Source organism: Streptomyces paradoxus (assembly GCF_014202475.1).
GTDB lineage: Bacteria > Actinomycetota > Actinomycetes > Streptomycetales > Streptomycetaceae > Streptomyces > Streptomyces paradoxus.
In genome coordinates this window covers 1-24,770 of sequence record NZ_JACHGV010000018.1, presented here as the reverse complement: position 1 = coordinate 24,770, position 24,770 = coordinate 1, and the positions used below count along the sequence as shown (strand labels likewise).

Annotated in this window: 16 protein-coding genes and 1 pseudogene; 13 read left to right on the top strand and 4 right to left on the bottom strand. The window is 68.6% G+C overall.

The window, feature by feature from the left end; translation table 11 throughout:
• Positions 1–28 precede the first annotated feature (28 nt).
• Genes HNR57_RS36310 through HNR57_RS36300 form a run of 3 tightly spaced genes read left to right on the top strand, consistent with a single transcriptional unit; the run spans position 29 to position 4,402 of the window.
• On the top strand, positions 29–1,684 hold the full coding sequence (locus HNR57_RS36310; RefSeq protein ID WP_184567164.1) for an ABC transporter substrate-binding protein: 1,656 nt from the start codon (positions 29–31) through the stop codon (positions 1,682–1,684).
• A gap of 37 nt (positions 1,685–1,721) precedes the next feature.
• Positions 1,722–2,405 (top strand): hypothetical protein, encoded by a 684-nt coding sequence (locus HNR57_RS36305; protein WP_184567162.1) that lies wholly within the window; start codon positions 1,722–1,724, stop codon positions 2,403–2,405.
• Positions 2,402–4,402, top strand: coding sequence for a beta-galactosidase (locus tag HNR57_RS36300; RefSeq protein ID WP_184567160.1), 2,001 nt, complete (start codon positions 2,402–2,404; stop codon positions 4,400–4,402). Before HNR57_RS36305 ends, HNR57_RS36300 begins: the two co-directional genes overlap by 4 nt.
• On the opposite strand, the gene HNR57_RS36295 is transcribed toward HNR57_RS36300, so the two are convergent.
• Both HNR57_RS36295 and HNR57_RS36290 read right to left on the bottom strand, forming a co-directional pair.
• Positions 4,396–6,387 carry an alpha-glucuronidase gene (locus tag HNR57_RS36295; RefSeq protein ID WP_184567158.1) on the bottom strand — a complete coding sequence of 664 codons (1,992 nt, stop codon included), beginning with the start codon at positions 6,385–6,387 and terminating at the stop codon, positions 4,396–4,398. The genes HNR57_RS36300 and HNR57_RS36295 overlap by 7 nt on opposite strands.
• A gap of 20 nt (positions 6,388–6,407) precedes the next feature.
• The gene (locus HNR57_RS36290; RefSeq protein ID WP_184567156.1) at positions 6,408–10,205 is read right to left on the bottom strand and encodes a GH92 family glycosyl hydrolase; all 3,798 of its coding nucleotides are present in this window, start codon (positions 10,203–10,205) and stop codon (positions 6,408–6,410) included.
• A gap of 368 nt (positions 10,206–10,573) precedes the next feature.
• Between HNR57_RS36290 and ngcE the strand changes: the two genes are divergently transcribed.
• The 4 genes and pseudogenes from ngcE to HNR57_RS40105 form a co-directional block, all read left to right on the top strand.
• Complete coding sequence (ngcE, locus tag HNR57_RS36285; RefSeq protein ID WP_184567154.1) at positions 10,574–12,025, top strand: N-acetylglucosamine/diacetylchitobiose ABC transporter substrate-binding protein; 1,452 nt, start codon at positions 10,574–10,576, stop codon at positions 12,023–12,025.
• Between the two features lie 44 nt (positions 12,026–12,069).
• Positions 12,070–12,996 (top strand): carbohydrate ABC transporter permease, encoded by a 927-nt coding sequence (locus HNR57_RS36280; protein WP_033306840.1) that lies wholly within the window; start codon positions 12,070–12,072, stop codon positions 12,994–12,996.
• 3 nt (positions 12,997–12,999) lie between these two features.
• Positions 13,000–13,923, top strand: coding sequence for a carbohydrate ABC transporter permease (locus HNR57_RS36275; protein ID WP_184567152.1), 924 nt, complete (start codon positions 13,000–13,002; stop codon positions 13,921–13,923).
• A 60-nt stretch (positions 13,924–13,983) separates the two neighbouring features.
• Positions 13,984–14,115 (top strand): annotated as a pseudogene (locus tag HNR57_RS40105) (DMT family transporter); the annotation flags it as partial.
• A gap of 436 nt (positions 14,116–14,551) precedes the next feature.
• On the opposite strand, the gene dpgD reads toward HNR57_RS40105, so the two are convergent.
• Positions 14,552–15,484 (bottom strand): enoyl-CoA-hydratase DpgD, encoded by a 933-nt coding sequence (gene dpgD, locus HNR57_RS36270; RefSeq protein ID WP_246555341.1) that lies wholly within the window; start codon positions 15,482–15,484, stop codon positions 14,552–14,554.
• A gap of 392 nt (positions 15,485–15,876) precedes the next feature.
• On the opposite strand from dpgD, the gene HNR57_RS36265 reads away from it, so the two are divergent.
• From HNR57_RS36265 to HNR57_RS36240, 6 genes are all read left to right on the top strand, one after another.
• Positions 15,877–17,460, top strand: a complete 1,584-nt coding sequence (locus tag HNR57_RS36265; protein ID WP_184567150.1) for an MBL fold metallo-hydrolase — start codon at positions 15,877–15,879, stop codon at positions 17,458–17,460.
• 77 nt (positions 17,461–17,537) lie between these two features.
• Positions 17,538–18,845: an aminotransferase-like domain-containing protein gene (locus tag HNR57_RS36260; protein ID WP_313675766.1), complete on the top strand. Its 1,308-nt coding sequence runs from the start codon at positions 17,538–17,540 to the stop codon at positions 18,843–18,845.
• 96 nt (positions 18,846–18,941) lie between these two features.
• A complete protein-coding gene (gene dpgA, locus HNR57_RS36255) occupies positions 18,942–20,093 on the top strand; it encodes a 3,5-dihydroxyphenylacetyl-CoA synthase DpgA (protein WP_184567148.1) in 1,152 nt (383 codons plus the stop codon).
• 23 nt (positions 20,094–20,116) lie between these two features.
• On the top strand, positions 20,117–20,815 hold the full coding sequence (dpgB, locus tag HNR57_RS36250) for an enoyl-CoA-hydratase DpgB (RefSeq protein WP_184567146.1): 699 nt from the start codon (positions 20,117–20,119) through the stop codon (positions 20,813–20,815).
• Entirely contained in the window at positions 20,812–22,173 is a 1,362-nt protein-coding gene (dpgC, locus tag HNR57_RS36245; protein WP_313675763.1) for a (3,5-dihydroxyphenyl)acetyl-CoA 1,2-dioxygenase DpgC, read from the top strand. Before dpgB ends, dpgC begins: the two co-directional genes overlap by 4 nt.
• An 80-nt stretch (positions 22,174–22,253) precedes the next feature.
• Positions 22,254–22,934: an aspartyl/asparaginyl beta-hydroxylase domain-containing protein gene (locus HNR57_RS36240; RefSeq protein WP_184567144.1), complete on the top strand. Its 681-nt coding sequence runs from the start codon at positions 22,254–22,256 to the stop codon at positions 22,932–22,934.
• A 118-nt stretch (positions 22,935–23,052) separates the two neighbouring features.
• Here HNR57_RS36240 and HNR57_RS36235 read toward each other — a convergent pair whose 3' ends face one another.
• Positions 23,053–24,252, bottom strand: a complete 1,200-nt coding sequence (locus HNR57_RS36235; RefSeq protein WP_184567142.1) for a cytochrome P450 — start codon at positions 24,250–24,252, stop codon at positions 23,053–23,055.
• Between the last annotated feature and the right edge of the window lie 518 nt (positions 24,253–24,770).

The window sequence follows — 24,770 nt, the reverse complement described above, 5'->3', positions numbered from 1 at the left end:
CCTCGCCCACGGGAACAAAGGAGTCTCCGTGCAGAACGCAGGACAGCTCTCGCGGCGCCAGATCCTCGCCGCCGCCGGGTTCATCGGCCTCGCCACCGTCACCGGCTGCGGCAGCGGCGAGGACGGAGGCGACTCCAAGGACCTCTCCAAGAAGCGACACGGCGCCATGAAGAACTACCGGGCGGGACAGCAGTTCAAGGCCGCCGAGCCGCTGTCCTTCTCGGTCCTGCACAACAACAACCCGGTCTACCCCATGAAGGACGGCTGGCTGTTCTGGAAGGAACTCACCAAGCGCACCGGGGTGACCCTCAAGCCGGTCGACGTCCCGCTCGCCGACTACGAGAAGAAACGCAGCGTCCTCATCGGGGCCGGGGACGCCCCGTTCCTCATCCCGAAGACGTACCACCCCTCGGAGGTCGCCTTCGTCTCCTCGGGCGCCGTCCTCCCGGTGAGCGACTACGTCAAGCTCATGCCCAACTTCCGCGACAAGGTGCGCAAGTGGAGGCTGGAGCCCGAGCTCGACTCCATCCGCCAGTCCGACGGCAAGTACTACCTGCTGCCCGGCCTGCACGAGAAGGTCAAGTCCGGCTACTCGCTGTCCTTCCGCACGGACGTCCTCGACAGGCACGGCCTCACCCCGCCCACCACCTGGGACGAGGTGTACGACGTCCTCAAGGCGCTGAAGGAGGAGTACCCGGGCAAGTACCCCTTCTCCGACCGCTGGAGCACCAACACCCCGTTCCCCTGCGGCGCCCTGTTCAGCTACCTCGGCCAGGCCTTCGGCGTCAGAGCCGGCTGGACGTACGACAACATCAGCTTCGACCACAAGGCCCAGAAGTACGTCTTCACCGGCGCGCAGGACGCCTACCGCCAGTTGGTCGAATACCTGCGGAGGCTCGTCGCCGAGAAGCTCATGGACCCCGAGAGCTTCAGCCAGACCGACGACCAGGCCGTGCAGAAGCTCCTGGCCGAGAAGTGCTTCGCGATGAGCGCCAACCCCCAGGAGCTGGTGCAGAACTACCGCTACAACCTGGAGAAGCAGGTCGAGGGCGCGAAGATGGAGATGGTCCCGGTGCCGCTCGGACCGGCCGGGCCCGTGGTGCTGGGCGGCAGCCGCCTGGAGAACGGCGTGATGATCTCCAGCAAGGCGCTGAAGAGCGACAGCTTCGTCGCCATGATGCAGTTCGTGGACTGGCTCTGGTACTCGGACGAGGGCCAGCGACTGGCCCGCTGGGGCGTCCAGGGCGTTACCTACACCCGCTCGGGACGCCAGTACAGGCCGAAGCCCGGCATCAGCCTCATGGGCTCCGACCCGGACGCCCCGAAGGACATGCAGAAGGACTACGGCTTCTACAACGGCGTCTTCGCCTACGGCGGCAGCTGGGAACTCGTCTCCTCCATGTTCGGCCCGGACGAGGAGAAGTTCCAGGCCGCCATGGCCCGGCGCGAGCAACTGCCCGTCGACCCCGCCCACCCGCTCCAGTCCTTCGAGCAGGAACAGGCCACCCTCTGGGACACCCCGCTCAAGGACACCGTCATCCAGAACACCCTGCGGTTCGTCCTCGGCAAGCGCCCGCTGTCCCAGTGGGACGCCTACCTCGCCGAGCTGAAGTCGAAGAACATGCAACAGCTCGTCGACCTGCACAACAAGGCGTACGAGCGGTTCAGGAAGGAGAACGGGTGATCAGCGTCCCCGACACGCCCTGCCGGGGGGCCGCCGCATGATCACCGTTCGCACCTCCGACTTCGGCACCGGAACCCTCTCCCGCGCCTGCGCCCTCATCCACACCCTGCTGACCGTCGAGGCGCTGCTCCTCCTCACCGCCTCCCCGGGCCTGGCCGCACTGCTGCTGCTCGGCCCCGACCCCGCGAACCTCCCCCTCGCGGCCCCGTGCCTGCTTCCCCTCGGGCCCGCCCTGTCCGCCGCGCTCTACGCCCTCCACCACCGCAGCCACGACCTCACCGGACTGCACCCGGCCCGCGCCTACCTGCGCGGCCTGCGGTTCAACGCCGTACCGGCACTGAAGCTCTGGACCCCCCTGCTGGCCTGGCTGACGATCATCGCCTTCACCCTCACGCACTTCTCCGCCACCGGCCTGCCCGGCTGGTGGGCCCTGCTGCTCGCGGCGATCGGCACCGGCTGTCTCCTCTGGGGCGCGCACGCCCTCGTCCTCACCTCGCTCTTCGCCTTCCGCGCCCGGGACACCGCCCGCCTCGCCGCCTACTTCCTGTTCCGGCACGGCCGCGTCACCCTCGCCGTCGTCTCCCTGCTGGTCCTGACGGCCGCGTCGGCAAGCCTGCTGACCGAGGCCGTGGCCGCCCTGCTGGCCGCCCCGCTGCTGCTGTCCCTGCTGCACGGCAGCCGCCCGGTGATCGCCGAGACGCGGAAGGACTTCACCGCATGACGCAGAAGATCCGCTACGGCGGCGACTACAACCCCGAGCAGTGGCCCGAGGAGGTCCGGGACGAGGACCACCGCCTGTTCACCCGGGCCGGCATCGACACCCTCACCGTCGGCGTCTTCACCTGGTCCCTCACCCAACCGGCCCCGGACACATACGACTTCACGGTCCTGGACAGCGTCCTGGACCGGGCCGCCGCAGAAGGACGCCGGGTCTGCCTGGCCACCGGCACCGCCGCCCTCCCGCCCTGGCTCGCGAAGCGGCACCCCGAGGTCAACCGCACCGACTTCGAGGGCCGCCGCCACCGCTACGGCCAGCGCCACAACTTCTGCCCCAGCTCACCGGCGTACCGCGCACACGCCACCGCGCTGGCCTCCCGTCTCGCCGAACGCTACGCGCACCACCCGGCCCTGCTCGCCTGGCACATCAACAACGAGTACGGCGGCTCCTGTTACTGCGACCTGTGCGCCGAGGCGTTCCGGGTGTGGCTCCGGGACCGGCACGGCACCCTCGACGCCCTCAACGACGCCTGGTGGACCACCTTCTGGTCGCACCGCTACACCGACTGGGACCAGATCGAGCCGCCGAACGCCCTCACCGAGCACTGGCGCGACCCCGACCACACCGCCTTCCAGGGCATCACGCTCGACTACCTCCGCTTCACCACCGACGCCCTCCTCGGCTGCTTCCTGGCCGAGAAGGAGGTGATCCGCGCCCACGACCCGGACACGCCCGTCACCACCAACTTCATGGGCACCTTTCGCCCCCTCGACTACCACCGCTGGGCGCCCCACCTCGACTTCGCCGCCTGGGACAACTACCCGCCCCTCGACGCGCCGCCGACCCGGCCCGCCCTCGCCCACGACCTGATGCGCGGCCTGAAGGACGGCGCCCCCTTCTGGCTGATGGAGCAGACCCCGTCCGTGACGGCCTGCCGTGACGTCAACCCGCTCCGGCGGCCCGGCGAGCTCCGCCTCGCCACCTTCCAGGCGATCGCCCACGGCGCGGACGCCGCCCTCTACTTCCAGATGCGCGCCTCCAGGGGCGCCTGCGAGAAGTACCACGGGGCCGTCATCGGTCACGCGGGCCGCGAGGACACCCGCGTCTTCCGCGAAGTCGCCGCCCTGGGACGGGAGCTGGAAGCCCTGGGCGACCGCACGCTCGGCGCCCGCACCCCCGCCCGCACCGCCCTCCTCTTCGACTGGGACAGCTGGTGGGCCCTGGAGATCTCCGACGGCCCGTCCCGGCTGGTGAAGTACCCGGACGTGGTCCACGCCTACTACCGGGCCGCCCGGGAGGCGGGCGCCGACGTGGACGTGATCCCGCAGACCGCCGGCCTCACGCCCTACGACGTGGTCCTCGCCCCCGCCCTCCACATGGTCAAGGGCGATCTCGCCGCCCGCCTCGAAGCCGTCGCCGCACGCGGCGGCACGGTCCTGGCCACCTTCCTCTCCGGCCGCGTCGACGAGCACGACCGCGCTTTCCCCACCGATGTCCCCGGGCCGCTCGCACCCCTCATGGGCATCCGCGTGGACGAATGGGACGCCCGGCCGCCGGAGTTCACCCAGACCGTCCCCGAGCTCGGTACCAAGGCCCGGCTCGTCTTCGAGGTCGTGCGGCCGCGCGGCGCCGAGCCCGTCGCCACGTACGGCACCGACTTCTACGCGGGCACCCCTGCCGTGACGCGCAACCCCTTCGGCGCACACGACGGCGAGGCCTGGTACGTCGCCACCGCCCTCGACCAGCCGGGCGTCGACGAGGTCGTCCGCCGGATCCTGACCCGCCACGACCTGCTCGGCCCCTACGCCGGCCACCCCGCGGTGGAGACCGCCACCCGCGTCGCCCCCGACGGCACCCGCCTGCTCTTCCTCCTCAACCACGCCTCCGAACCGGCCCGCCTCACCGCCCACGCCACCGCGACCGACCTGCTCACCGGCAAGCGGCTGGACCAGGGCGAACCTTTGGTCCTCGACCCCCTGGGCGTGGCGATCCTTCAGTAGATCCGCCGCCCCCGCCCGTCCGGCACCCCGGACTTGCGGAAGAAGTAGCTGTTGACCTGGTCGCGCCACTCGCGGGCGCCGCGGAGCTGCTCCTCGTAGCGCTCCGCCACCCGCGCATGGCGCGCCGGGTCCACCAGCCCGGCCAGGGACGCCCACACCGACCGGGCCTCCTCGACCTCCTCGACACCCTCGAAGTGCGCGTCGTAGATGTGCTGGATCACGGTCTTCCCGCTCTTCAGCACATGCCCGTACGGCACGTGGTGGAAGAACAGCAGCAGCTCGTCGGGGCAGGTGTCCGGCGACTCGTACAGCTCGGCCCACGGCTTGCCGTACTGCCCGGCGAAGCCCGTACCGCTCTTCACGCTGCGGTCGACGCCGAGCCCGTCCCGGTCGGCGAAGTGGTAGGTCCCCCACGGGCTGTACTCGTACCCGTCCACACTCGGCCCGTAGTGGTGCCCCGGCTGCACCATGAAGCCCACGCCCAGGGGAGCGGTGTACTTCTCGTACGTCCGCCAGGAGCCGTCGAGCACGGCGTGCAGCCCCTCGGCCACCTGCGGGGGCGCGTCCGGGAAGCTGAGCCCGATCCACTCGTCGAGCACCGCGCGCGGCTCGGCGTCCGGCCGCCAGGCCAGCCGCCCGAAGGTGTACAGGTTGGCCTGCGCCAGCGGATGCCCCGTCCAGAACGGGTCGTCACCGGCATTCGGCACGGCGACGAGCCCGCCCCGAGCCAACTCGCCGACCGACAGCCCGAGTTCGGGCGGGAACCGCAGGACCTCACTCCACATCGGCCCCAGCCAGCACACATGCCGCTGCTGCCCGGTGTACTCCTGGGTGGCCTGAAGCTCCACCGCCAGCCGGGTCCGGGGCATCGCACCGATCAGCGGCGAGACCGGCTCACGCACCTGGAAGTCCATCGGCCCGTGCTTCACCTGGAGCACGGCGTTGGCGGCGAACTCCCCGTCCAGCGGCACGAAATGGTCGTACGCGGCCCGCGCCCGGTCGGTGGTGCGGTCCCGCCAGTCCTGGCGGTGGTCGTAGACGAACGCCCGCCAGTGCACCGTGCCGCCGAACGGCTCCAGGGCCGCCGCCAGCAGGTTCGCGCCCTCGGCGTGACTGCGGCCGTACGCGAACGGCCCCGGCTGCCCCTCCGAGTCCGCTTTCACCACGTACCCGCCGAAGTCGGGTATCGCCTCGTAGACCCGCCGCGTCGCCCCGGCCCACCAGGCGCGCACCGCGCCGTCCAGCGGATCGGCGGTGGGCAGCCCGCCCAGCGTGACCGGTGCGGCGAAGGACACCGACAGGTGGGTGCGGATGCCGTAGGGCCGCAACGCCCCGGCGATGTCGGCCACTTCACCGATGCGGTCGGTCAGCAGGCGCGCCTCGGCCGCGTGCACATTGACGTTGTTCACGGAGACCGCGTTGATCCCGCACGCCGCCAGCAGCCTGCCGTACGCGCGCACCCGGTCGAGTTCGCCCCGTGCCCTCCCGTCCCGCCAGAACAGCGAGCCGCCCGCGTACCCGCGCTCCACCTGGCCCATGACCGGGTGCACGGCCACGTTGTCCCAGTGGTCGAGCATGCGCAGGGCGAGTGCGGGACGGTGCGTCTCCCTCGGGCGTTCGCCGGTGAAGGCCGCCTCCCCGAGCCGTACGACATGGAACAGCCCGTACAGCAGCCCGCGTCCGCCGGAGGCGGTGACGGTGGTCGTGCCACCCTCCCGCGCGCAGGTGAACCCCTCCTCGCCGAGGAGGTCCGGACCGTCGGCGCCGAGGCCGAGGACCAGGTCGTACGCGCCGTCCGGTACGGCGTCCCGCACGACCCGGCCCCCGAACCGCCGGCAGGCCTGAGCCACCTCCCCGTGCACCGTCTCCACCAGCGGACCCGATCCGCGGATCAGGGTCCGGCGGCCACCGACCGCCCGGAAGGCGCCGGGCGGCAGCCAGGCCGGGTCGACACCCTCGGGCAGGACGGGCACGGGAAGCGGCATCGGACCCCCAACTCGGCTGCTCAGGAAAGCAGTTCGACCTCCGCCAGGGTGGCCTCACCATCGAGGACCAGGCGGTACCTCTCGTACGTACCCGGCGATTTCACGGTGAACGCGCGGGTCTGCCGGTCCCAGGCGAAGGACTCCCCGGAGCGCCGGTCCAGCGTCTTCCAGGCCGTGCCGCCGGAGGATCCCTGGAGCGTCCAGCCGTCCGGTGCCTTCGCCCGGTCCGCCGACGACGTCAGCGTGTACTGGACCGCCTCGCCGCCCTCGCGGACCGGCAGGTCCACGGACGTCACCGCCGCGTCCGTCGCCGACGTGTCGTCGAACAGGGCACCGTCGCCCTCCAGCACGTCCGCGCGGGGCGTCGGCACTCCGTCGTCCCGGGTGATCGACACGGGCGCGGCATGCCCGCCCGTGCCCCAGGACGACGGCCGCGGGCCCATGTCGAACTCCAGGACACCGCCCTTGGCGACCAGCGCGTGCGGCAGCGAGGTTTTCGTCCAGGTCCGGCCGTTGACCTTCAGCCCCTGCACGTACACGTTCCTCGCGCTGTTGCGCGGCGATTTCACCACCAGCTCGCGCCCGTTCTCCAGATGCACGGTCGCCTTCGTGAACAGAGGTGAGCCGATGGCGTACTCGCCGCTGCCCATCACCAGCGGGTAGAAGCCGAGCGCGGAGAACAGGTACCAGGCCGACTGCTCGCCGTTGTCCTCGTCACCGTGGTAGCCCTGCCCGATCTCGCTGCCGGTGTACAGCCGGGACAGCACCTCGCGGACGTTCTTCTGCGTCTTCCAGGGCTGCCCGGCCGCGTCGTACATGTACAGGGCGTGGTGGGCCACCTGGTTCGAGTGGCCGTACATGCCCATCCGCACGTCCCGCGCCTCGGTCATCTCGTGGATGACACCGCCGTAGGAGCCGACGAACTCGGGGGAGGCCGTCTCCGGGGTGGAGAGGTACGCGTCGAGCTTGTCGCCGAGGGCCTTGCGGCCGCCGTACAGGTTGGCCAGGCCCCGGCTGTCCTGCGGGGCGGTGAAGGCGTAACCCCACCCGTTGGTCTCGGTGTAGTCGTGGCCCCACACCCGCGGGTCGTACTTCGAGGACTCGACCCGCCAGTCGCCCTTCGCGTCACGGCCCTGGAAGAACCCGGCCTTCTTGTCGAAGAGGTTCACGTAGTCGCGGGCCCGGTCCAGGAAGTACTCCGACTCCTCCTTGTAGCGGCGCTCACCGGTCTCCTCGTAGAGCTTGCGGCCCATGCGGGAGATGCCGTAGTCGTTGAGGTAGCCCTCCAGCGCCCAGGACAGGCCCTCGTGCGTCTCGGTGCTCGTGTAGCCGAGGAAGGGGGAGGTGGTCATCCCCTTGCGGCCGACGCCCGGGTTCGGCGGTACGACCGTCGCGTTCTTCACCGCCGCCTCGTACGCCGCCTTCGCGTCGAAGTCGACGCCCTTGACGTACGCGTCCGCGAACGCCACGTCCGAGGACGTGCCCGTCATGAGGTCCGCGTAGCCGGGGGAGGACCAGCGGGAGGTCCAGCCGCCGTCCTTGTACTGCTGCACGAACCCGTCGACCAGCTCACCCGCCCGCGACGGGGTCAGGAACGAGTACGCGGGCCAGGTCGTCCGGTAGGTGTCCCAGAAGCCGTTGTTGACGTACACCTTGCCCTCGACGATCTTCGCGCCGGTGTGCGTCGGGGTGTCCGGCTTCGGCATGGGGGAGAAGGGCGAGGCGTACCGGTGCTTCCCGTCGACCTTCTCGAACCCGGAGTTCGGGTACAGGTACAGCCGGTAGAGGCTGGAGTACAGCGTCGTCAGCTGGTCGGGGGTCGCGCCCTCGACCTCGACCTTGCCGAGCAGCCGGTCCCACTGCCGCTGGGCGCTCTTCTCGACCGCCTCGAAGGACCGGCCCGCCGGGATCTCCTGGCGCAGGTTGTCCTTGGCCTGGTCGACGCTGATGAGCGAGGTCGCCAGCCGCAGGGTGACGGTCCGGTCGTCGGCCTTGAAGCGCAGATAGCCCTTGACGCCGCTGGAGTCGCCCTCGGTCACCGGCTGGTCGAACTCGCCGTAGACGAACAGCCGGGTGGCGCCCGTCGACAGCCCGGACTTCACGTCCGAGTAGCCGGTGACGATCCCGTTCTCCTTGTCGAGGGACAGCCCCGCCTGATCGGTGACATTGTCGAAGAGAACGCTCGCGTCGTCGCCGGGGTAGGTGAAGCGCAGGGCCGCCGCGTGATCGGTCGGCGCCATCTCGGCCTTCAGCCCGTTCTCGAACCGCACCCCGTAGTAGTACGGCCGAGCCGTCTCGTTCTCGTGCCGGAAGGCCAGCTCCCGCGCTTCCCGCCCGTACTCCGGTGTCCCGCCGGCCACGGAGGGCATCACCTGGAAGGTCTGCCGGTCGCCCATCCAGGGACTGGGCTCATGACTCGCGCTGAACGCCTGGATCGTCGGCAGGTTGTCGGAGTTGTTGGCTCGCGCGTAGTCGTACAGCCAGCTCAGCGAACCCGCGTTGGTCACCGGCGTCCAGAAGTTGAAGCCGTGCGGCACCGCCGTCGCCGGGAAGTTGTTCCCCCGTGAGAAGCCGCCGCTGGAGTTCGTCCCGCGGGTCGTCACCGCGTAGTCCGACAGGTGCGCCTTCGGCCGCTCGGGGGCGACGGACTCGATGGTCACGTCGTCCAGCCAGCCCCGGAACTTCGCCGGGCCCTTCGGCGAGTCGTACGCCACCAGGATCCGGTCCACGGTCTTCCCGGCCGCGACCGACCCGATCCGCGAAGTCACGTTGTTCCACTGGTTGACGTAGAGGATCTTCGAGTCGCCCTGCCCCCGCGGGGTCAGCGGGAAGCCGTGCTGGTCCGTCGCGCGCAACTCGCTCAGATGGGTGCCGTCGGTGAAGGCGAGGTCGACGGAGACGTTCGTCGCGTCGTAGTCGAGGTCGCCGTCCGCCATCGACGGGAAGACACGGTAGGCCAGCCGCGTGTTCCGGCCGACGGCCACATCCACGTCGAAGACCTTGTTGTACGAGTACGCCCGACCGTCGGCGGTGTGCCGGCCGGCGTAGCGCAGGGCACGCTTTCCGGTGAACCCGGCGCCCGCCTTGGCGGTGGGGGAGCCGCTCGGGCCGCGGTCGACCAGGGAGAGCATGTCCTGCGGGACCGGCCCGTCGCTGCCGCCCGTGGACAGCTGGAGGTCGGCGAGCTGGAGGATACCGCCGCCGTTGTTGCCGGTGACGTCCAGCCGGAAGTGCCGGTACTCGCCGGGTTCGGCGAGGTCGTACGTCTTCGTCTGAAACCGCTCGGAGAAGGACTCGCCGGAGCGGGTGTCCAGGGTCTTCCAGTCCTTGCCGTCGGCGGAGCCCTTCAGGGTCCAGTCCTCCGGGTCGCGCTCGTCGTGGTCGTTGGCCGACGTCAGCGCGTAACGCACCAGTTTGACTGGTTTGTTCATATCGAACTCGACCCAGCCGGTGGGCTCGAAGACGAGCCACTTGGTACTCGGTTCGCCGTCGACGAGGTTCTCCTTCACCTCGCCGCCGCCCGAGTTCTCGGCACTGGCCCGGACATCGGTGACCTGGTCGGTCACATTGCCCGGTATGCCGCTGCTGTAGCCGCCGTCGACGCCCGAGGCGCGCTTGCGGCCGTCGGGGCCGGTGTCGACGGTGTTCGACCAGTCCGGAACAGGGTCGTCCGCCTCGAAAGAGGACGCGAACCCCCGATCGGGTTTCCCGGGGGCCTGCGGCAGTGCGACCGCAACGCCCTGCGACCCCAGGGCCAAAGCGAAGGCGGTCGCCGACACGACCGCCGAACCCCATCTGTGCCGAGCTTTCCGCTGCATCAACGGGTACCCTCCCTGCGCAGTGGACAACGTTGTCACTATCGATGCGCAAGGACCAGTAGTTGCCCAAGTGGCGGGGAGTGTCAAGGGTGTTGCCTGTGGCATTCGGGCGCGGTGACCGGGATATTTCCGGCGGAGCACCCACAGGTCACTCATACTTCCGCGAGGTCTCAACTCGGATAAGACCCACGGCCAACCCTGTGTTCGATGTTGATCCGCTGGCGGGAAGTGGACTATACCTGTCGCACGCTTCACCCGATCCGCACATCACCACCCGCACTTTCCTGCACGACCCAGCTTGACCCGATCGCGGTGCCGGGAAGGATCCGGTTCACCGCCTGAGTCCTGGAGAAGGCGAGGACTTGAGCATGGGATCCACTTCCGCCGAGAACCACGGCACCGAGGGTGTCGGCCGCCGTGATCTGATCAAAAGGTCAGCCGCGCTCGGGCTGATCTCCGTCCCCACCATGAGCTTCCTGTCCGCATGCGCCAGCAGCGGCGGCGACAGCGGGGACAAGGCCAAGGCCGGCAAGAAGACCGCGAAGAACCCGCTCGCCGTCAACGACACGGCCGGCATGGAATTCGTCCTGTTCGATGGCGGTTTCGGCAAGGAGTACGCCGAGGACGCCGTGAAGATCTACGAGAAGAACTTCCCCAAGGCCTCGGTGAAGTTCTCCGCAACCCAGAAGATCCAGTCCACCCTCCAGCCCCGCTTCAACCAGGGCACCCCGCCGGACCTCATCGACAACTCCGGCGCCGAGCAGATGGACATGGGCGTCCTGGTCGGCAAGAACCAGCTCACCGACCTCACCCCGCTGCTGGACGCGCCCTCCTACGACGACCCGAACAAGAAGGTCCGCGACACGCTGCGCCCCGGCATCGTGGAGATGGGCCAGTTCGACGGCGAGAAGGTCTGGATCCTGTACTACGCCTACACGGTGTACGGCGTCTGGTACTCGCAGAAGGCCCTGGACTCGCTCGACGAGCAGTACCCGGAGACCTGGGACCAGATGCTCGCGGTCTGCGCCAAGGCCAAGAAGAAGGGCATGGCGGGCTGGACGTACGCGGGCAAATACCCGTACTACCTCCCCTTCTCGCTCTACCCGATGATCGGCAAGGTCGGCGGCCGCGAGGTCCTCGACGCGATCGACAACCTGGAGCCGAACGCCTGGAAGCACCCGGCCGTCAAGGCCTGCTTCGAGGCGTACTACGAGCTCTACAAGAAGGGCTACGTCCTCAAGGGCACCCCGGGCCTGGACCACATCCAGTCGCAGACCGCCTGGGCCGAGGGCAAGGCGCTGTTCATCCCCAACGGTTCCTGGGTGGAGAACGAGTCGGCCAACGTCATCCCGGAGGACTTCGACCTGGCCGTCGCCGCGCCCACCGGCATCGACTCCTCCGACAAGATGCCCTTCGGGACCATCTGGGCCTCCGGCGGCGAACCCTTCATCGTCCCGGCCAAGGCCAAGAACGCCGCCGGCGGCATGGAGCAGCTGCGCATCATGCTCAGCGAGGCCTCCTCCAAGAACTTCACCGGCAAGGTGAAGTCGCTGACCGCATACAACGGCGGCACCGACGGCATCGCTCTCACCCCCGGTCTGAAATCCGGTGTCGCGGCACTGGACAAGGCCGGCGAGAACGTGGTGAATCCCCGTATGCAGGACTGGTACGTGCAGTTGCAGAAGGAGAAGATCGGCGTCTCCGGCCTGGGCGAGATGATGGCCGGCCGCCTGACCCCCGCCGAGGCCGTCAAGAAGATCCAGGGCTTCGCCGACGAGACCGCCAAGGACGACTCCATCAAGCACTACAAGCACCAGTAACGGCACCAGAAAACCCATATTCCGCACACGGCACCGGAGTGGCGATGCAGCACGGCAAGTACCGGTTCATCGTGGGCTTCCTCGCGTTGCCCCTGGGACTGTACGCGCTCTTCGTGGTCTGGCCGTTCATCCAGTCCATCTATTACTCGTTCACGGACTGGACCGGCCTGAGCCCCGAATTCAAGATGGTCGGTTTCGACAACTACAGCCGGATGCTCGACGACGACATCTTCTGGAAGTCGTTGCAGCACAGCCTGCTGTTCGCCCTCCTGCTGCCGGTGGTGACGATCGGCCTCGCGCTGTTCTTCGCCTTCATGATCAACGTGGGCGGCAGAAAGAGAAAGAACGGCCCGGTGATCACCGGTGTCCGCGGCTCCTCCTTCTACAAGATCGTCTACTTCTTCCCGCAGGTCCTCTCGATCGCCATCGTCGCGCTGTTGTTCGCGTTCGCGTACAACCCGGACAGCGGCGCGCTCAACTCGCTGCTGCGCGGCATCGGCCTGGACGACGTCCAGCCCCTCTGGCTAGGCGACCCAGATCTGGCCCTCTGGGCCGTGATGGCGGTCCTCGTCTGGTCCACGGTCGGCTTCTTCGTCGTCCTCTTCTCCGCCGGTATGGCCTCCATCCCGGCGGAGATGTACGAGGCGGCGCTCCTGGACGGCGCGAACCGCGTCACCACCTTCTTCCGGGTCACCCTGCCCCTCCTCTGGGACACGGTGCAGTCCGGCTGGGTCTACATGGGCATCCTCGCCCTGGGCGCCGAGTCGTTCGCGGTCGTGCAGATCATGACGACCGGGCCGGGCGGTCCCGACTACTCGACCACCGTCATGGTCCTGTACGTGTACCAGAAGGCGTTCCGTGACGGGCAGGCCGCCTACGCCACCACCATCGGTGTCGCCCTGCTCGTCGTCACGCTGGCCTTCGCCGCCGTGGTGATGCGGCTGGGCCGTCGCGAGCGGCTGGAGTACTGACCGATGAAGACGACCGAAACCCCCGCGCCGCTCCCGGCCGAGTCCGGAGCCCCGATCACCAAGACGGACGTCCGGCCGCCGCCACCCGTGAAGGAGAAGAAGGAGGGCACGGTCCTCAACGTCTTCTCCCACGGCGTCCTGGTCATCTGGGCGTTCATGGTGGTCATGCCGCTGCTGTGGGCGGTGATGACGTCCTTCAAGGACGACCGCTCCATCTTCAGCTCCCCCTGGTCGCTCCCGGACTCCCTGCACTTCGACAACTGGTCGCGGGCGTGGACCCAGGCCAACATGAGCGACTACTTCCTCAACACGGTCCTCGTGGTGGGCGGCTCGCTCATCGGCACCCTGGTCCTCGGCTCCATGGCGGCCTACGTCCTGGCCCGCTTCGACTTCCCGGGCAACCGTTTCATCTACTTCCTGTTCATCGGCGGCATGAGCTTCCCGATCATGCTCGCGCTGGTCCCGCTGTTCTACGTCGTGAACAACATGGGCCTGCTGAACACCATCCACGGCCTGATCCTGGTCTACATCGCCTACTCGCTGCCGTTCACGGTGTTCTTCCTCACGGCGTTCTTCCGCACGCTGCCGACGTCGATCGCCGAGGCGGCCTTCGTCGACGGGGCCTCCCACAGCCGCACGTTCTTCCAGATCATGCTGCCCATGGCCAAGCCGGGCCTGATCAGCGTCGGCATCTTCAACTTCCTGGGCCAGTGGAACCAGTACATGCTCCCGACGGTCCTGAACACCGACCCCGACAAGCGCGTCCTCACGCAGGGCCTGGTGCAGCTGGCGGTCAGCCAGGGGTACAAGGGCGACTGGTCGGGCCTGTTCGCGGGTCTGGTCATGGCGATGCTGCCGGTGCTCGCCGCGTACATCATCTTCCAGCGGCAGGTGGTGCAGGGGCTCACCGCTGGTGCGCTGAAGTAGGGGGCCGGGGGTTCGCAACCCGGCGCGACGAGGTGCCGCTGCGCTCACCAGCAGCCGCCGACCCCCGGCATCCCGGCGGCCTTCACCTTGATCCTCGCGGGCTCGGTCCTCGCGACTGCCGCCGGCCCGCGGCTCCGCTCACGGCCGGTACGGCCGACGAGCCGGGCGGACGGCCGCGTGGAGTCCCCCTGACGGGAGCTTCCCGAGGAACGTCCGGGCCCCACAGGGCAGGGTGGTGGCTAACGGCCACCCGGGGTGACCCGCGGGACAGTGCCACAGGAAGCAGACCGCCGGGGGCTTCGGTCCTCGGCAAGGGTGAAACGGTGGTGCAGCCGTAGGGGCCCCTGGTCAGCGAATATGCTGGTCAGGGGTCCATCTCGTCGAATCGGAGACTTCTCCGGACCCCGTCCGCACCGGTTCGGAAACGGGGGCCGTGTGGCTGCGTACGTAGCCATAGCCATAGCCATGAGCCGTGGCCCGGACTCAGCGCAGGAGCACGAGCAGCCGTCTGGCGGGCGCTGTGCGTGGCTCGCCGTCGCGGCGGGTGGGCTATGGCAGGCGGGTGCGCCACGAGCGCGCACGCCTGCCATGCGTCAGCTGACGGTGTCCGTGGGCCATTCGCCGGCCGTCACCTCGCGCGCCAGACAGGTTCACGCCCCTCGGCGAACGCGCGCGGGCCCTCGCGGGCATCCACACTGTGCCTGCGTCGCTGCTCCCAGGCGTACGGTGTGACGAAGGCTTCGGGGAGTGGAAGGTCCAGGGAGCGCATCACGGCTTCCTTGATGGCGCGCACGGCCAGAGGAGCGCTGCGCAGCACGGCATCGGTCCATGCGGTCACGGTCGCGTCGAGGTCCTTCTCCGGCACAACCTCGTTCACCAGGCCGTGGCGCAGCGCGTCGTCCGCACTCATCCGGCGACCGGTCAGCAGATAGCCCATCGCGATCTTGAGGGGGATCTGCCGTGCCAGCCGGAAGGCACCTCCGGCGCCGGGTACCAGGCCGAGGGTCGCCTCGGGCAAGGCGAAGACCGAGTGATCGGAGGCGATGATGAGGTCGCAGGCCAGGGCGAGTTCGAAGCCTCCGCCGAGTGCATAGCCGTTCACGCGAGCGATGACCGGTTTGGTCAGGGTGAACCGCTCGGTCAGGCGGGGCCATCCCGGCTGGCCGCGGCTGCCGAACGTCGACGCGGGCACTCCCCGCCGGTCGAGCTCGGCCCGCTCACGCAGGTCCTGTCCGACCGAGAACGACCCGCTGCCCGCACCGGTCAGCACGGCGACCCGTACCTCGTCATCGGTCTCCACGTCGTCCCAGACCTTGGCCAGCTCCTCGTGGGTCCGCAGATTCATCGCATTGTGCACGGCCGGCCGATTGAGCGTCACATGGGCGACGTGCCCCTTCTTCTCATACAGAACCTCCGGCTCTTCTGTGCGAGTCACCGAGCTGACATCCCCTTTGCGGGCGGAGTTCGAATGAAGCGGCGGAGAGCCGGTCGATGCGGGCGTGACTTTGCGCATGACCGGTAAAACGCCGGTGGCGGAAAAGGAGAACAGAGCAGTCCGCATAGACGCAGGACGGCGTTGGGAAGGGCGCTGGAATTCTCAGCACCGGCCATTGTTCCCTCACTGCCGCGCACATGGCAAGAACGAGCGTGTTCAACTGCCGCGTTGCCACACTTGAACCCCGTCGGCCTACTGAAGACGCCGCCTCCACGGGCGCGTTCGCGCAAAGGTGTCGACTGTTCAAGCGCTTCCCGACACTATTGATCATCCAGGAAGCCCGCGTCATAGTGCTGTTCGTAGCGCTCGGGTGGGCTACGGGACGAGGCGTGTCGGCACGTCCGGCTTCCGTGCTTCCTTTGTGGTCTCCGCGGTCAAGCGTTCCGCCAGTGGTGAGTTGGCATTCGCACTGCCCGGGACGCACCCATCCCGTGCAATCCCGAAGAGAGGTGAGGCAGATGTCGGACGAGCCGGTATTTCTGCGTTCGAAGGCGATAGTTGAGCCGCTGGTCGACAGGTTCTTCGTCTGGCCGCACACATTGGCACCAGTACAGGCGGCGATGAATCTCGCGTTCCTGCAGGTGCCGTTGCTCGAGTCGTACTTGCAGTCACCGAAGGTCCATGTGGCTGCGAGCAACAACCCGGAGCTGCGCGGCGGCTATTTCATCAACATCCCCGAAGAACGCGCCGACGAGGTACGCGACCTGCTGGCGACGATCAAGCGGGACCGGGCGGACATGCTGGCGTTCGCCGAGGCGATCTCCCAGGGGCAGGAGATTCTGCGGGCGAATGCGACCGGTTTCGATCTGACGCCGCTGTACCAGAAGTTGCCTTCGGAGCTCAACGGCCTGGTGGAGCTGGCGTACGACATGGACAACCAGGCGCAGATGCGCTTCATGGAGCCGGTCGTCTACAAGACCGGCCTGTACAGCGAGGCGCGCCAGTCGGTGCAGCTGTCCCTCGAGCCTGGATACGAGCGTCCCTTCATTCTGAGCACGCCGCGGCTGCCGTCGCCGGACGTGCTCGAACTGCCGCTGCCGTTCCGGCACCAGGGCCTCGAGGAGCTGTTCAAGGCCCGCGTGCATCCGACGAGCCTGGCGAAGCTGCGGGAGGCGCTGGAGCTCGACGACGCGCAGGCGAAGCAGCTGTCGGGCCTGTTGTCCGACCGGCCGAGCCTGTCGCCGGACCGGCACATCGAGTCGGGCGGCCGCATCCGGTACTTCGGGCACGCGTGCCTGGTGCTGCAGACGCCCGAGGCGGCCATCGTGACCGACCCGTTCATCAGCGCGGACAGCACGGCCGGCGACCGGTACACCCTGGACGACCTGCCGGACTTCATCGACCTCGTGCTGATCACGCACGGGCACCAGGACCACGTCGTCCTGGAGACGCTGCTCCAGCTGCGCGGGCGCGTGGGCGCGATCGTCGTGCCGCGCTCCTCCCGCGGCAACCTGTCCGACCCGTCCATGGCGCTCATGCTCAAGCACCAGGGCTTCCCGGTCATCGAGGTCGACGACTTCGACGAAGTGGAGTTCCCCGGCGGCAAGGTCACCGCCACCCCGTTCCTGGGCGAGCACTGCGATCTCGACATCCGCGCCAAGTCCACGTACTGGGCGGAGCTCGCGGGCAAGAAGGTCTACATCGGCGCCGACTCCTCCGGAATCGACCCGACGCTGTACCGCTACGTCAAGGAGCACCTGGGCACGGCAGACATCGCGTTCCTCGGCATGGAGTGCGACGGCGCGCCGCTGACGTGGCTGTACCAGGCACTCCTGACCATCCCGGTCTCCAAGAAGATGAGCCACTCCCGGAAGCTGTCGGGGTCGAACGCGGAGCAGGCCGCGGCCATCATGACGGAGCTCGGTGCCCGTGAGGCGTACGTGTACGCCATGGGCGAGGAGCCGTGGCTCGGTCACGTCATGGCGACCACCTACACCGAGGACACGTACCAGATCAAGCAGATCGAAGAGTTCATGACCTGGTGCAAGGAGCGCGACATCAAGTCCGGACACCTCTACGGCCAGCAGGAATGGCGCTGGTAGTCGGGCACGAGTCCACCCGTCCCTACGACTGAGGCGGGCGACCCGGTGCGGTCGCCCGCCTTCTGGGAGGCACTCACGTGGCCGCGACCCGGCTGAAGAAGGAGGAGCTGCACACCAGCGTCTCCGATCCGGTGCTCGACACCATGAACTTCCTCAACGAGATCACCCACCGCTACCCCGAGGCGATCTCGTTCGCGCCGGGCCGCCCGTACGACGGCTTCTTCGACGTCGAGCAGATCTTCACGCACATCCGCCGGTACCTGCGGCACCTGGAGGACCAGGGCGCCTCGCCCGCCGAGATCCGGGAGGCACTGTTCCAGTACGGCCCGACCAGTGGCCGCATCCGCGAACTCATCGCCGACTCGCTGCGCAAGGACGAGAACATCGACGTGCCGCCCGAGGCCATCGTGGTCACGGTGGGCTGCCAGGAGGCGATGTTCCTCGCCCTGCGCGCCCTCGTCCCGACACCCGAGGACGTGCTCCTGATCTCCACCCCCTGCTACCCCGGGATCACCGGCGCCGCCCGCATGCTGGGCTTCGAGCCGACCCCCGTCCCGGAGGGCGCCGACGGATTCCACTGCGCGGCACTGGAGACGGCGCTGAAGGCGGTGCGCGCCCGCGGCCGCCGCCCCCGCGCCTTCTACGTGGTGCCCGACCACGCCAACCCCTCGGGTAACACCATGTCGCTCCAGGAACGGCACTCGCTGCTCGACCTGGCCGCCCGGGAGGACATCCTCCTCTTGGAGGACAGTCCCTACCGGCTCGTCAGCCCCGGACAGCAGCTGCCGACCCTCAAGTCTCTCGACCGGGAACGGCGCGTCGTCCATCTCGGCTCCTATTCCAAGACTCTGTTCCCAGGCGCCCGGGTGGGGTTCGCCGTCGCCGACCAGCCCGTCGTCGACCGAGAGGGCAACGCCGGCCTGCTGGCCGACGAGCTCGCCAAGCTGAAGAGCATGGTCACGGTGAACACCTCACCGCTGGCCCAGGCCGCCGTGGGGGGCATGCTGCTCGCGGCCGACGGACGGACCTCGGACCTCAATGCCGAGACCTCCGCCCACTACGGCGCGGCCATGAAGGCCGTACTCAAGAGACTCGACGCGCACTTCCCCGAGCGGGACCGGGCGGCACTTGGCGTGCGCTGGAACGAGCCCGGCGGCGGATTCTTCCTTGGTATCGACGTTCCCTTCCCCGCCGACGACGCCGCACTGGTGCGCTCTGCGGAGGAACACGGCGTCATCTGGACGCCCATGTCGTACTTCCATCCCCAGGGGGGCGGAGACCGCAGTCTCCGGCTCTCCGTCAGCTATCTGACCCACGAGGACATCGTCGAGGGCGTCGGCCGGCTCGCGCGCTTCATCAGAGCCGAGGCCCAGGGCCGCGGGTGACCCGTACGTGTCCACCGCCTATCGGAAAGTGACCAGCTTGATGGCAGCAAAGTTTCGCGACCGCAGCAAGCCCCGTATGTGGGGGTGGAAGTACCGATGACCATAGCCCTGACCGCTCCCGGCACCGGCGTCCTGGACGCCGTGGACCCGGGTCGCGGCAAGTCTCCCGGCGCCGCCCGGATCGCTGGCGTCGCCACCGCCACCACCGAGCACTCCTACACCCAGCGCGAGGTGCTCGACCTCTTCGCCATCACGGACCCCAAGGTCCGCTCGGTGTTCCTCAACAGCGCGATCGAACGGCGCTTCCTCACCCTCCCGCCACGGGCTGCCGACGGCGCCCTGTGCAGCGAGGCCCAGGGCGAGCTCCTCGCCAAGCACAAGCGCCTCGCCCTCGACATGGGAGGCCGCGCCGTGCGTGCCGCCCTGGACAACGTCGGTCTCGACGTCACCGACGTCGACTACGTGTGCTGCACCACCACCACCGGCTTCCTCACTCCCGGCCTGAGCGCCCACCTCATCCGCGACCTGGGCATCCCGACGAAGACCAGTCGCGTCGACGTCGTCGGCATGGGCTGCAACGCCGGAGTCAACGCCCTCAACGCCACGGCAAGTTGGGCCATTGCCAACCCCGGCAAGGTCGCCGTCATGCTGTGCACGGAAGCCTGCTCGGCCGCCTACGTCATCGACGACACCCTGCGCACCGCCGTCGTGAACAGCCTCTTCGGTGATGGCGCCGCCGCGATCGTCCTGATGGCCGACGCCCCCGAAACCGCCTACGCCCCGGCCGATGTGCCCGCCGCACCCGGCGGACCCCGGATCCTGGGCTTCTCCAGCCACCTGATCACCGACGCCATCGGAGCGATGCGCTACGACTGGGACGACGAGCAGGGGAAGTTCAGCTTCTATCTGGACCCGCAGGTCCCCTACGTGGTCGGCGCCAACGCCGAACAGGTCGTCGACCGCCTGCTCAACGGCGCCGGACTGCGCCGCAGCGAGATCAGTCACTGGCTCGTGCACTCCGGCGGAAAGAAGGTCATCGACGCGGTCCGCGTCAACCTCGGCCTTACCCGCCACGACGTGCGCCATACCACCGGGGTGCTACGTGACTACGGAAACCTGTCGAGCGGATCGTTCCTGTTCTCCTACGAACGGCTGCTCCGGGAAGGGGTCGTCCAGGCCGGCGACTACGGCGTCCTGATGGCCATGGGCCCTGGCTCGACCATCGAGACAGCGCTGGTGCAATGGTGAACAACGAGCAGATGAACGGTGTCATGAACGCTATCTCCGAGATCGACGCGCAGCTCGAGGCCGACGACCTGGTCCTGCGGATCGATGGAACCAAACCCCTGTCGGCCGACGCCATCGCGGCCGTCACCGCCGTCTGCAACAGCGCCGAGGACGGCGCCGGACGGGACCGCGTGATTGTCCAGGTCTCCGGCACCCCGGCCGCACCGTGGGCCGAGGAGCTGACGGTGTCACTCGTCAGCAAGTGGGAGCGTGCGCTGCGGCGTCTCGAGCGACTGCCCGTACCCACCCTCGCCGTTGCCGACGGCGGCTGCGGCGGCCTCGCTCTGGACGCGCTCCTGGCGACCGACTACCGCATCGCCACCGGTTCCGTCCGCCTCACGGTGTCCGCCGCCGAAGGCACCCTGTGGCCCGGCATGGCGCTGTACCGGCTTGCCAACCAATCGGCCGGCACCGCCGCGATCCGCCGGGCCGTGCTCTTCGGCATCCCCATCGCCGCCGCCGAAGCGCTGGGCCTGCACCTGATCGACGAAGTGAGCGACGACGTCGCGGGCAGCCTGGCCCGGATCACCGAGCGCACCGGCGCCCTCTCGGGCAGCGATCTGGCGATCCGCCGTCAGATGATGTTCGACGCCACCAGCACCGGATTCGAGGAGGCCCTCGGCACCCACCTGGCGGCCTGCGACCTCACCCTGCGCCGGGCGGCCACCGAGGCGGCGGCGTGACGCCCGGCCATGACCTGCGCGCCGTACGGGCCGGCCTTGACCAGGCCCGTACGGTGATCGCCCGGGCGGCGCAGCACACCGACGAGGTGCTGCACGCCCTGCCCGTTCCGGAACACCGGTCACTGGAGCAGCGCAACACCGCCTGCGCAGCGATCGACGCCACCCGCACGTTGCGCACCGCGTTCCTGGCGGCCCACGTGGACGCCGTCTACGACGAACTCACCGTCGGCCGCACCCGCCACCTGCGGGTGACCGAACTCGCCCGCGCAGCGGCCACGTCCTTCCCCGGCCTCGTACCCACCGACGAGCAGCTCGCCGACGAGCGTGCCCGGCCGCAGGCGCACAAGGAAGGCCGCGAGGTCGACCAGGGCATCTTCCTGCAGCACGTCCTGCTTTCGCCGCAGGCGGGCCCGCACCTGCTCGACGCGATGCTCCGTCCGACCCCCGGCGCCCTCGGCCTGCTCCCCGAGTTCAGCCGCACCGGCAAGATCGAACTCCCCTCCGTACGCCTGGAACGTACGGGGGCCGTGGCCCGCCTCACCCTGTGCCGCGAAGACGCGCTGAACGCGGAGGACAACCAGCAGGTCGACGACATGGAGACCGCGGTCGACCTGGCCCTCCTCGATCCGGCCGTGGAAGTCGGCCTGGTCCGCGGCGGCGAGATGACCCACCCCCGCTACCGCGGCCGACGCGTGTTCAGCGCGGGCATCAACCTGAAGACACTGCACGGCGGCGGCATCTCCCTGACCGACTTCCTGCTGCGCCGCGAACTCGGCTACATCCACAAACTGGTGCGCGGCGTCCTGACCGACGACGACACGGCCTGGCGTTCCCGCACTGTCGAGAAGCCGTGGATCGCCGTGGTCGACACTTTCGCGATCGGCGGCGGCTGTCAGCTGCTGCTCGCCTTCGACCATGTGATCGCTGCCGCGGACGCCTACGTCTCGCTGCCCGCCGCGCAGGAAGGAATCATCCCCGGAGCCTCCAACTACCGGCTGACCCGCGCTGCCGGGCCCCGCCTGGCCCGGCAGATCATCCTGGAGGGCCGGCGCATCTTCGCGAGTGAACCCGACGCCCGGCTGCTGATCGACGAGGTCCACGACCACGGCGACCTGGACGCCGCCGTGGAAGGAGCCGTCGAACGTTTCCAGGGATCGGCCGTGCTCGCCAACCGGCGGATGCTCAACCTGGCCGAAGAGTCACCCGACGCCTTCCGCCAGTACATGGCCGAGTTCGCGCTCCAGCAGTCGCTGCGCCTGTACAGCTCCGACGTGCTCGACAAGGTCGGGCGCTTCTCCGAGGCCGCGACCGAGCGGCGCACGCCCGTTCACCCGCCTGCCACGGAACAGGAAAGGTAACCGTGCCCAAACTACGTGCCCGGGTCGGCCAGTTCGCGAGCCGACACATCTGGAGATCGATCGCCTGGCTGGAGCGGCGCATGGCAGCCACGTCCCCCCTCGGGGACAAGCCGTTCTTCCCCGACGACACGTTCACATGGTCCGCGATCCTCGAGGAGAACTGGCGCGACATCCGCCGGGAACTGGACCAGCTGCTCGCGCATCGCGACGCCTTGCCCAACTTTCAGGACATCTCGGAGGATCAGCGCTTCCTGACCCAGGACGACCAGTGGAAGACGTACTTCTTCGCCGGGTACGGCGTGGACTTCGAGACCAACCGGGAGCGGTGCCCCCGGACGATCGCGCTCCTTGAACAGGTCGACGGCCTGTCCACCGCCTTCTTCTCGATTCTCGGCCCGGGCAAGCGCCTGCCCGAGCACCGTGGACCCTACAAGGGGGTGCTCCGCTACCACCTGGGCCTGAAGATCCCCTCGCCCCAGGACGCCTGCGGCATCCGCGTGGGCGGCGAGACGGCCCACTGGCGAGAAGGCAAGAGCATGGTGTTCGACGACACCTTCCCGCACGAGGCCTGGAACGACACCGACGAGGACCGCGTGGTCCTGTTCATGGACATCGTCCGTCCACTGAAATTCCCCTACTCGGTGCTCAACCGCCTGGCGCTGAAGTACATCGCGAGTACGCCGTTCGTCCAAGGCGCCAAGGACAAGCACGCCGCCTGGGAAAAGCAGTTCGAGAACATGGGCCGGAACGGCACCACATGATCACCGGTCTCGGTCCCTGCGAACATCGCACCGAAGACTGACGAGCGACCGCCCCGGCTCCCTCGGGAGCCGGGGCGGTCGCTCGTCCGCAGACGGCCGAACCGTCAGCCGACGGCGCTCACGCCGCGATCAGCTTGACGGGCAGCTGCTCCGGCCCGTTGACCACGATCGAATCGAGCAGTTTCGGCTCACCGTCGAGCTCCACGCGGATCGAGCGGGACAGCAACTCCTGATACACCAGCCGCAGTTCGACTCTGGCCAGCATGCTGCCGATGCAGAAGTGCTCACCGAAGCCCAGCGCCAGGTGCCGGTTGGGCTTCCGGGTGATGTCGAACCGGTCCGGATCGTCGAAGATCCGCTCGTCGCGGTTGGCCGAGGGAAGCCAGAACGTGACCCGGTCGCCGGCCGCCACACGTCGCCCGTGGATCTCCACCGGCCGCACCGCCGTACGCATGATGTGCGTGGCGGTGGACGTCCAGCGGAGGATCTCCTCGACGGCCGGGTGCAGAAGCGACGGGTCGTCCGAGAGACGCTGCCACTGCTCAGGGTGCTCTAGGAGCGCCAGCATGCCCCCGGCGGCAGCGATGCGTGTGTTCTCGGTGCCCCCGACGAGCAGGTTGTTGCAGTTGAGGATCACGTCCTCGGCGCCGAGCGGTTCCCCGTCGATGCTCGCCGTGGCCAGTACGCTCACCAGGTCGTCGGCGGGATCGTCCGCCTTCGCGTCCTGCAGCTCCTCGAAGTACCCAAGGATCTCCAGGTGCGCGAACCTGCGGGCGACCGGGTCCCCGGCGCCGAAGGCCTGACTCGTCAGGGTGTAGAGGCGCTCCCAGTCGGAGTCCGGGACACCCATCATCTTGCAGATCACATACAGCGGCACACGCGCGGCGATGTCCGTCACGAAGTCGCAGCTCTCCCGCTCCACGGCGGCATCGACCACGGTTCGGGCCACGTCCCGCATCTCCGCCTCGAGCTCGCGCACCGACCGTACGGCGAACCACGAGTCGACCAGACCGCGCAGCTTGCCGTGCCGGGGCGGGTCCGTGAGGGCAAGGGTGCGCCCGCCCCCGGGGTCGGCGCCGTGGTCGGTGGGGCGCAGGAGAATTCCCTGGGCCGAGCTGAAGGTCTCGGAGTCCCGGTAGGCCGTGCGTATGTCCTCGTACCGGGTCAGTGCCCAGAAGCCCGGGAGTTCCGTGGGCGGATGCCAGTACATGGGATCGTTGTCGCGGAGCCATCGCCACTGCACGAACGGGTCGCCGTCCGAATAGAGCGTGGGATCCACCAGGTTGATCTCCGGCTGCTCGGCCGGCTCACTGCGCATGCGGGTGTGCCTCACAGGTTCTCTTGGTAGCCGGGATGGAAGTGTGTTCCAATCCAGGAATAGGGAATGCGCCGGGTGAGCGACCGGTATGCGACGGATCAGCATCGTCGAAAGACGGCCGCCTTGGCTCGGTCCCTGGATTTTCGACAGGGGATCGAGTGACATACTTTCAGGCGGATGTCACGCTGTCACGAGCTTTCGCAAGCGTCAAGGTTGCGCCATCCAGTGGATGTTCAACTGCTGCACGGACACAGTTGAACTGCTTGCACCAGCGATAGAGCCGCAGGTCGCGGGATGTGCAGGCAGTGCGCGTTCCAGACATTGAGCAACCACACGACCCTGGGCCATAGTGGATCACCACCGCAGAGTCGTGATGTCCCGTGAGGTGGCGTGGCGGCAGGTGGATTCCGGCACGCCATTCAGTGAGGGTTTTCAGAGTGGCCCCCGGACGGGTGACGGCGGGACCGTAAGCAACGGACAGGGTCCCCGTGCCGTTGAGAGAGGTGTCTAGGTCTCAA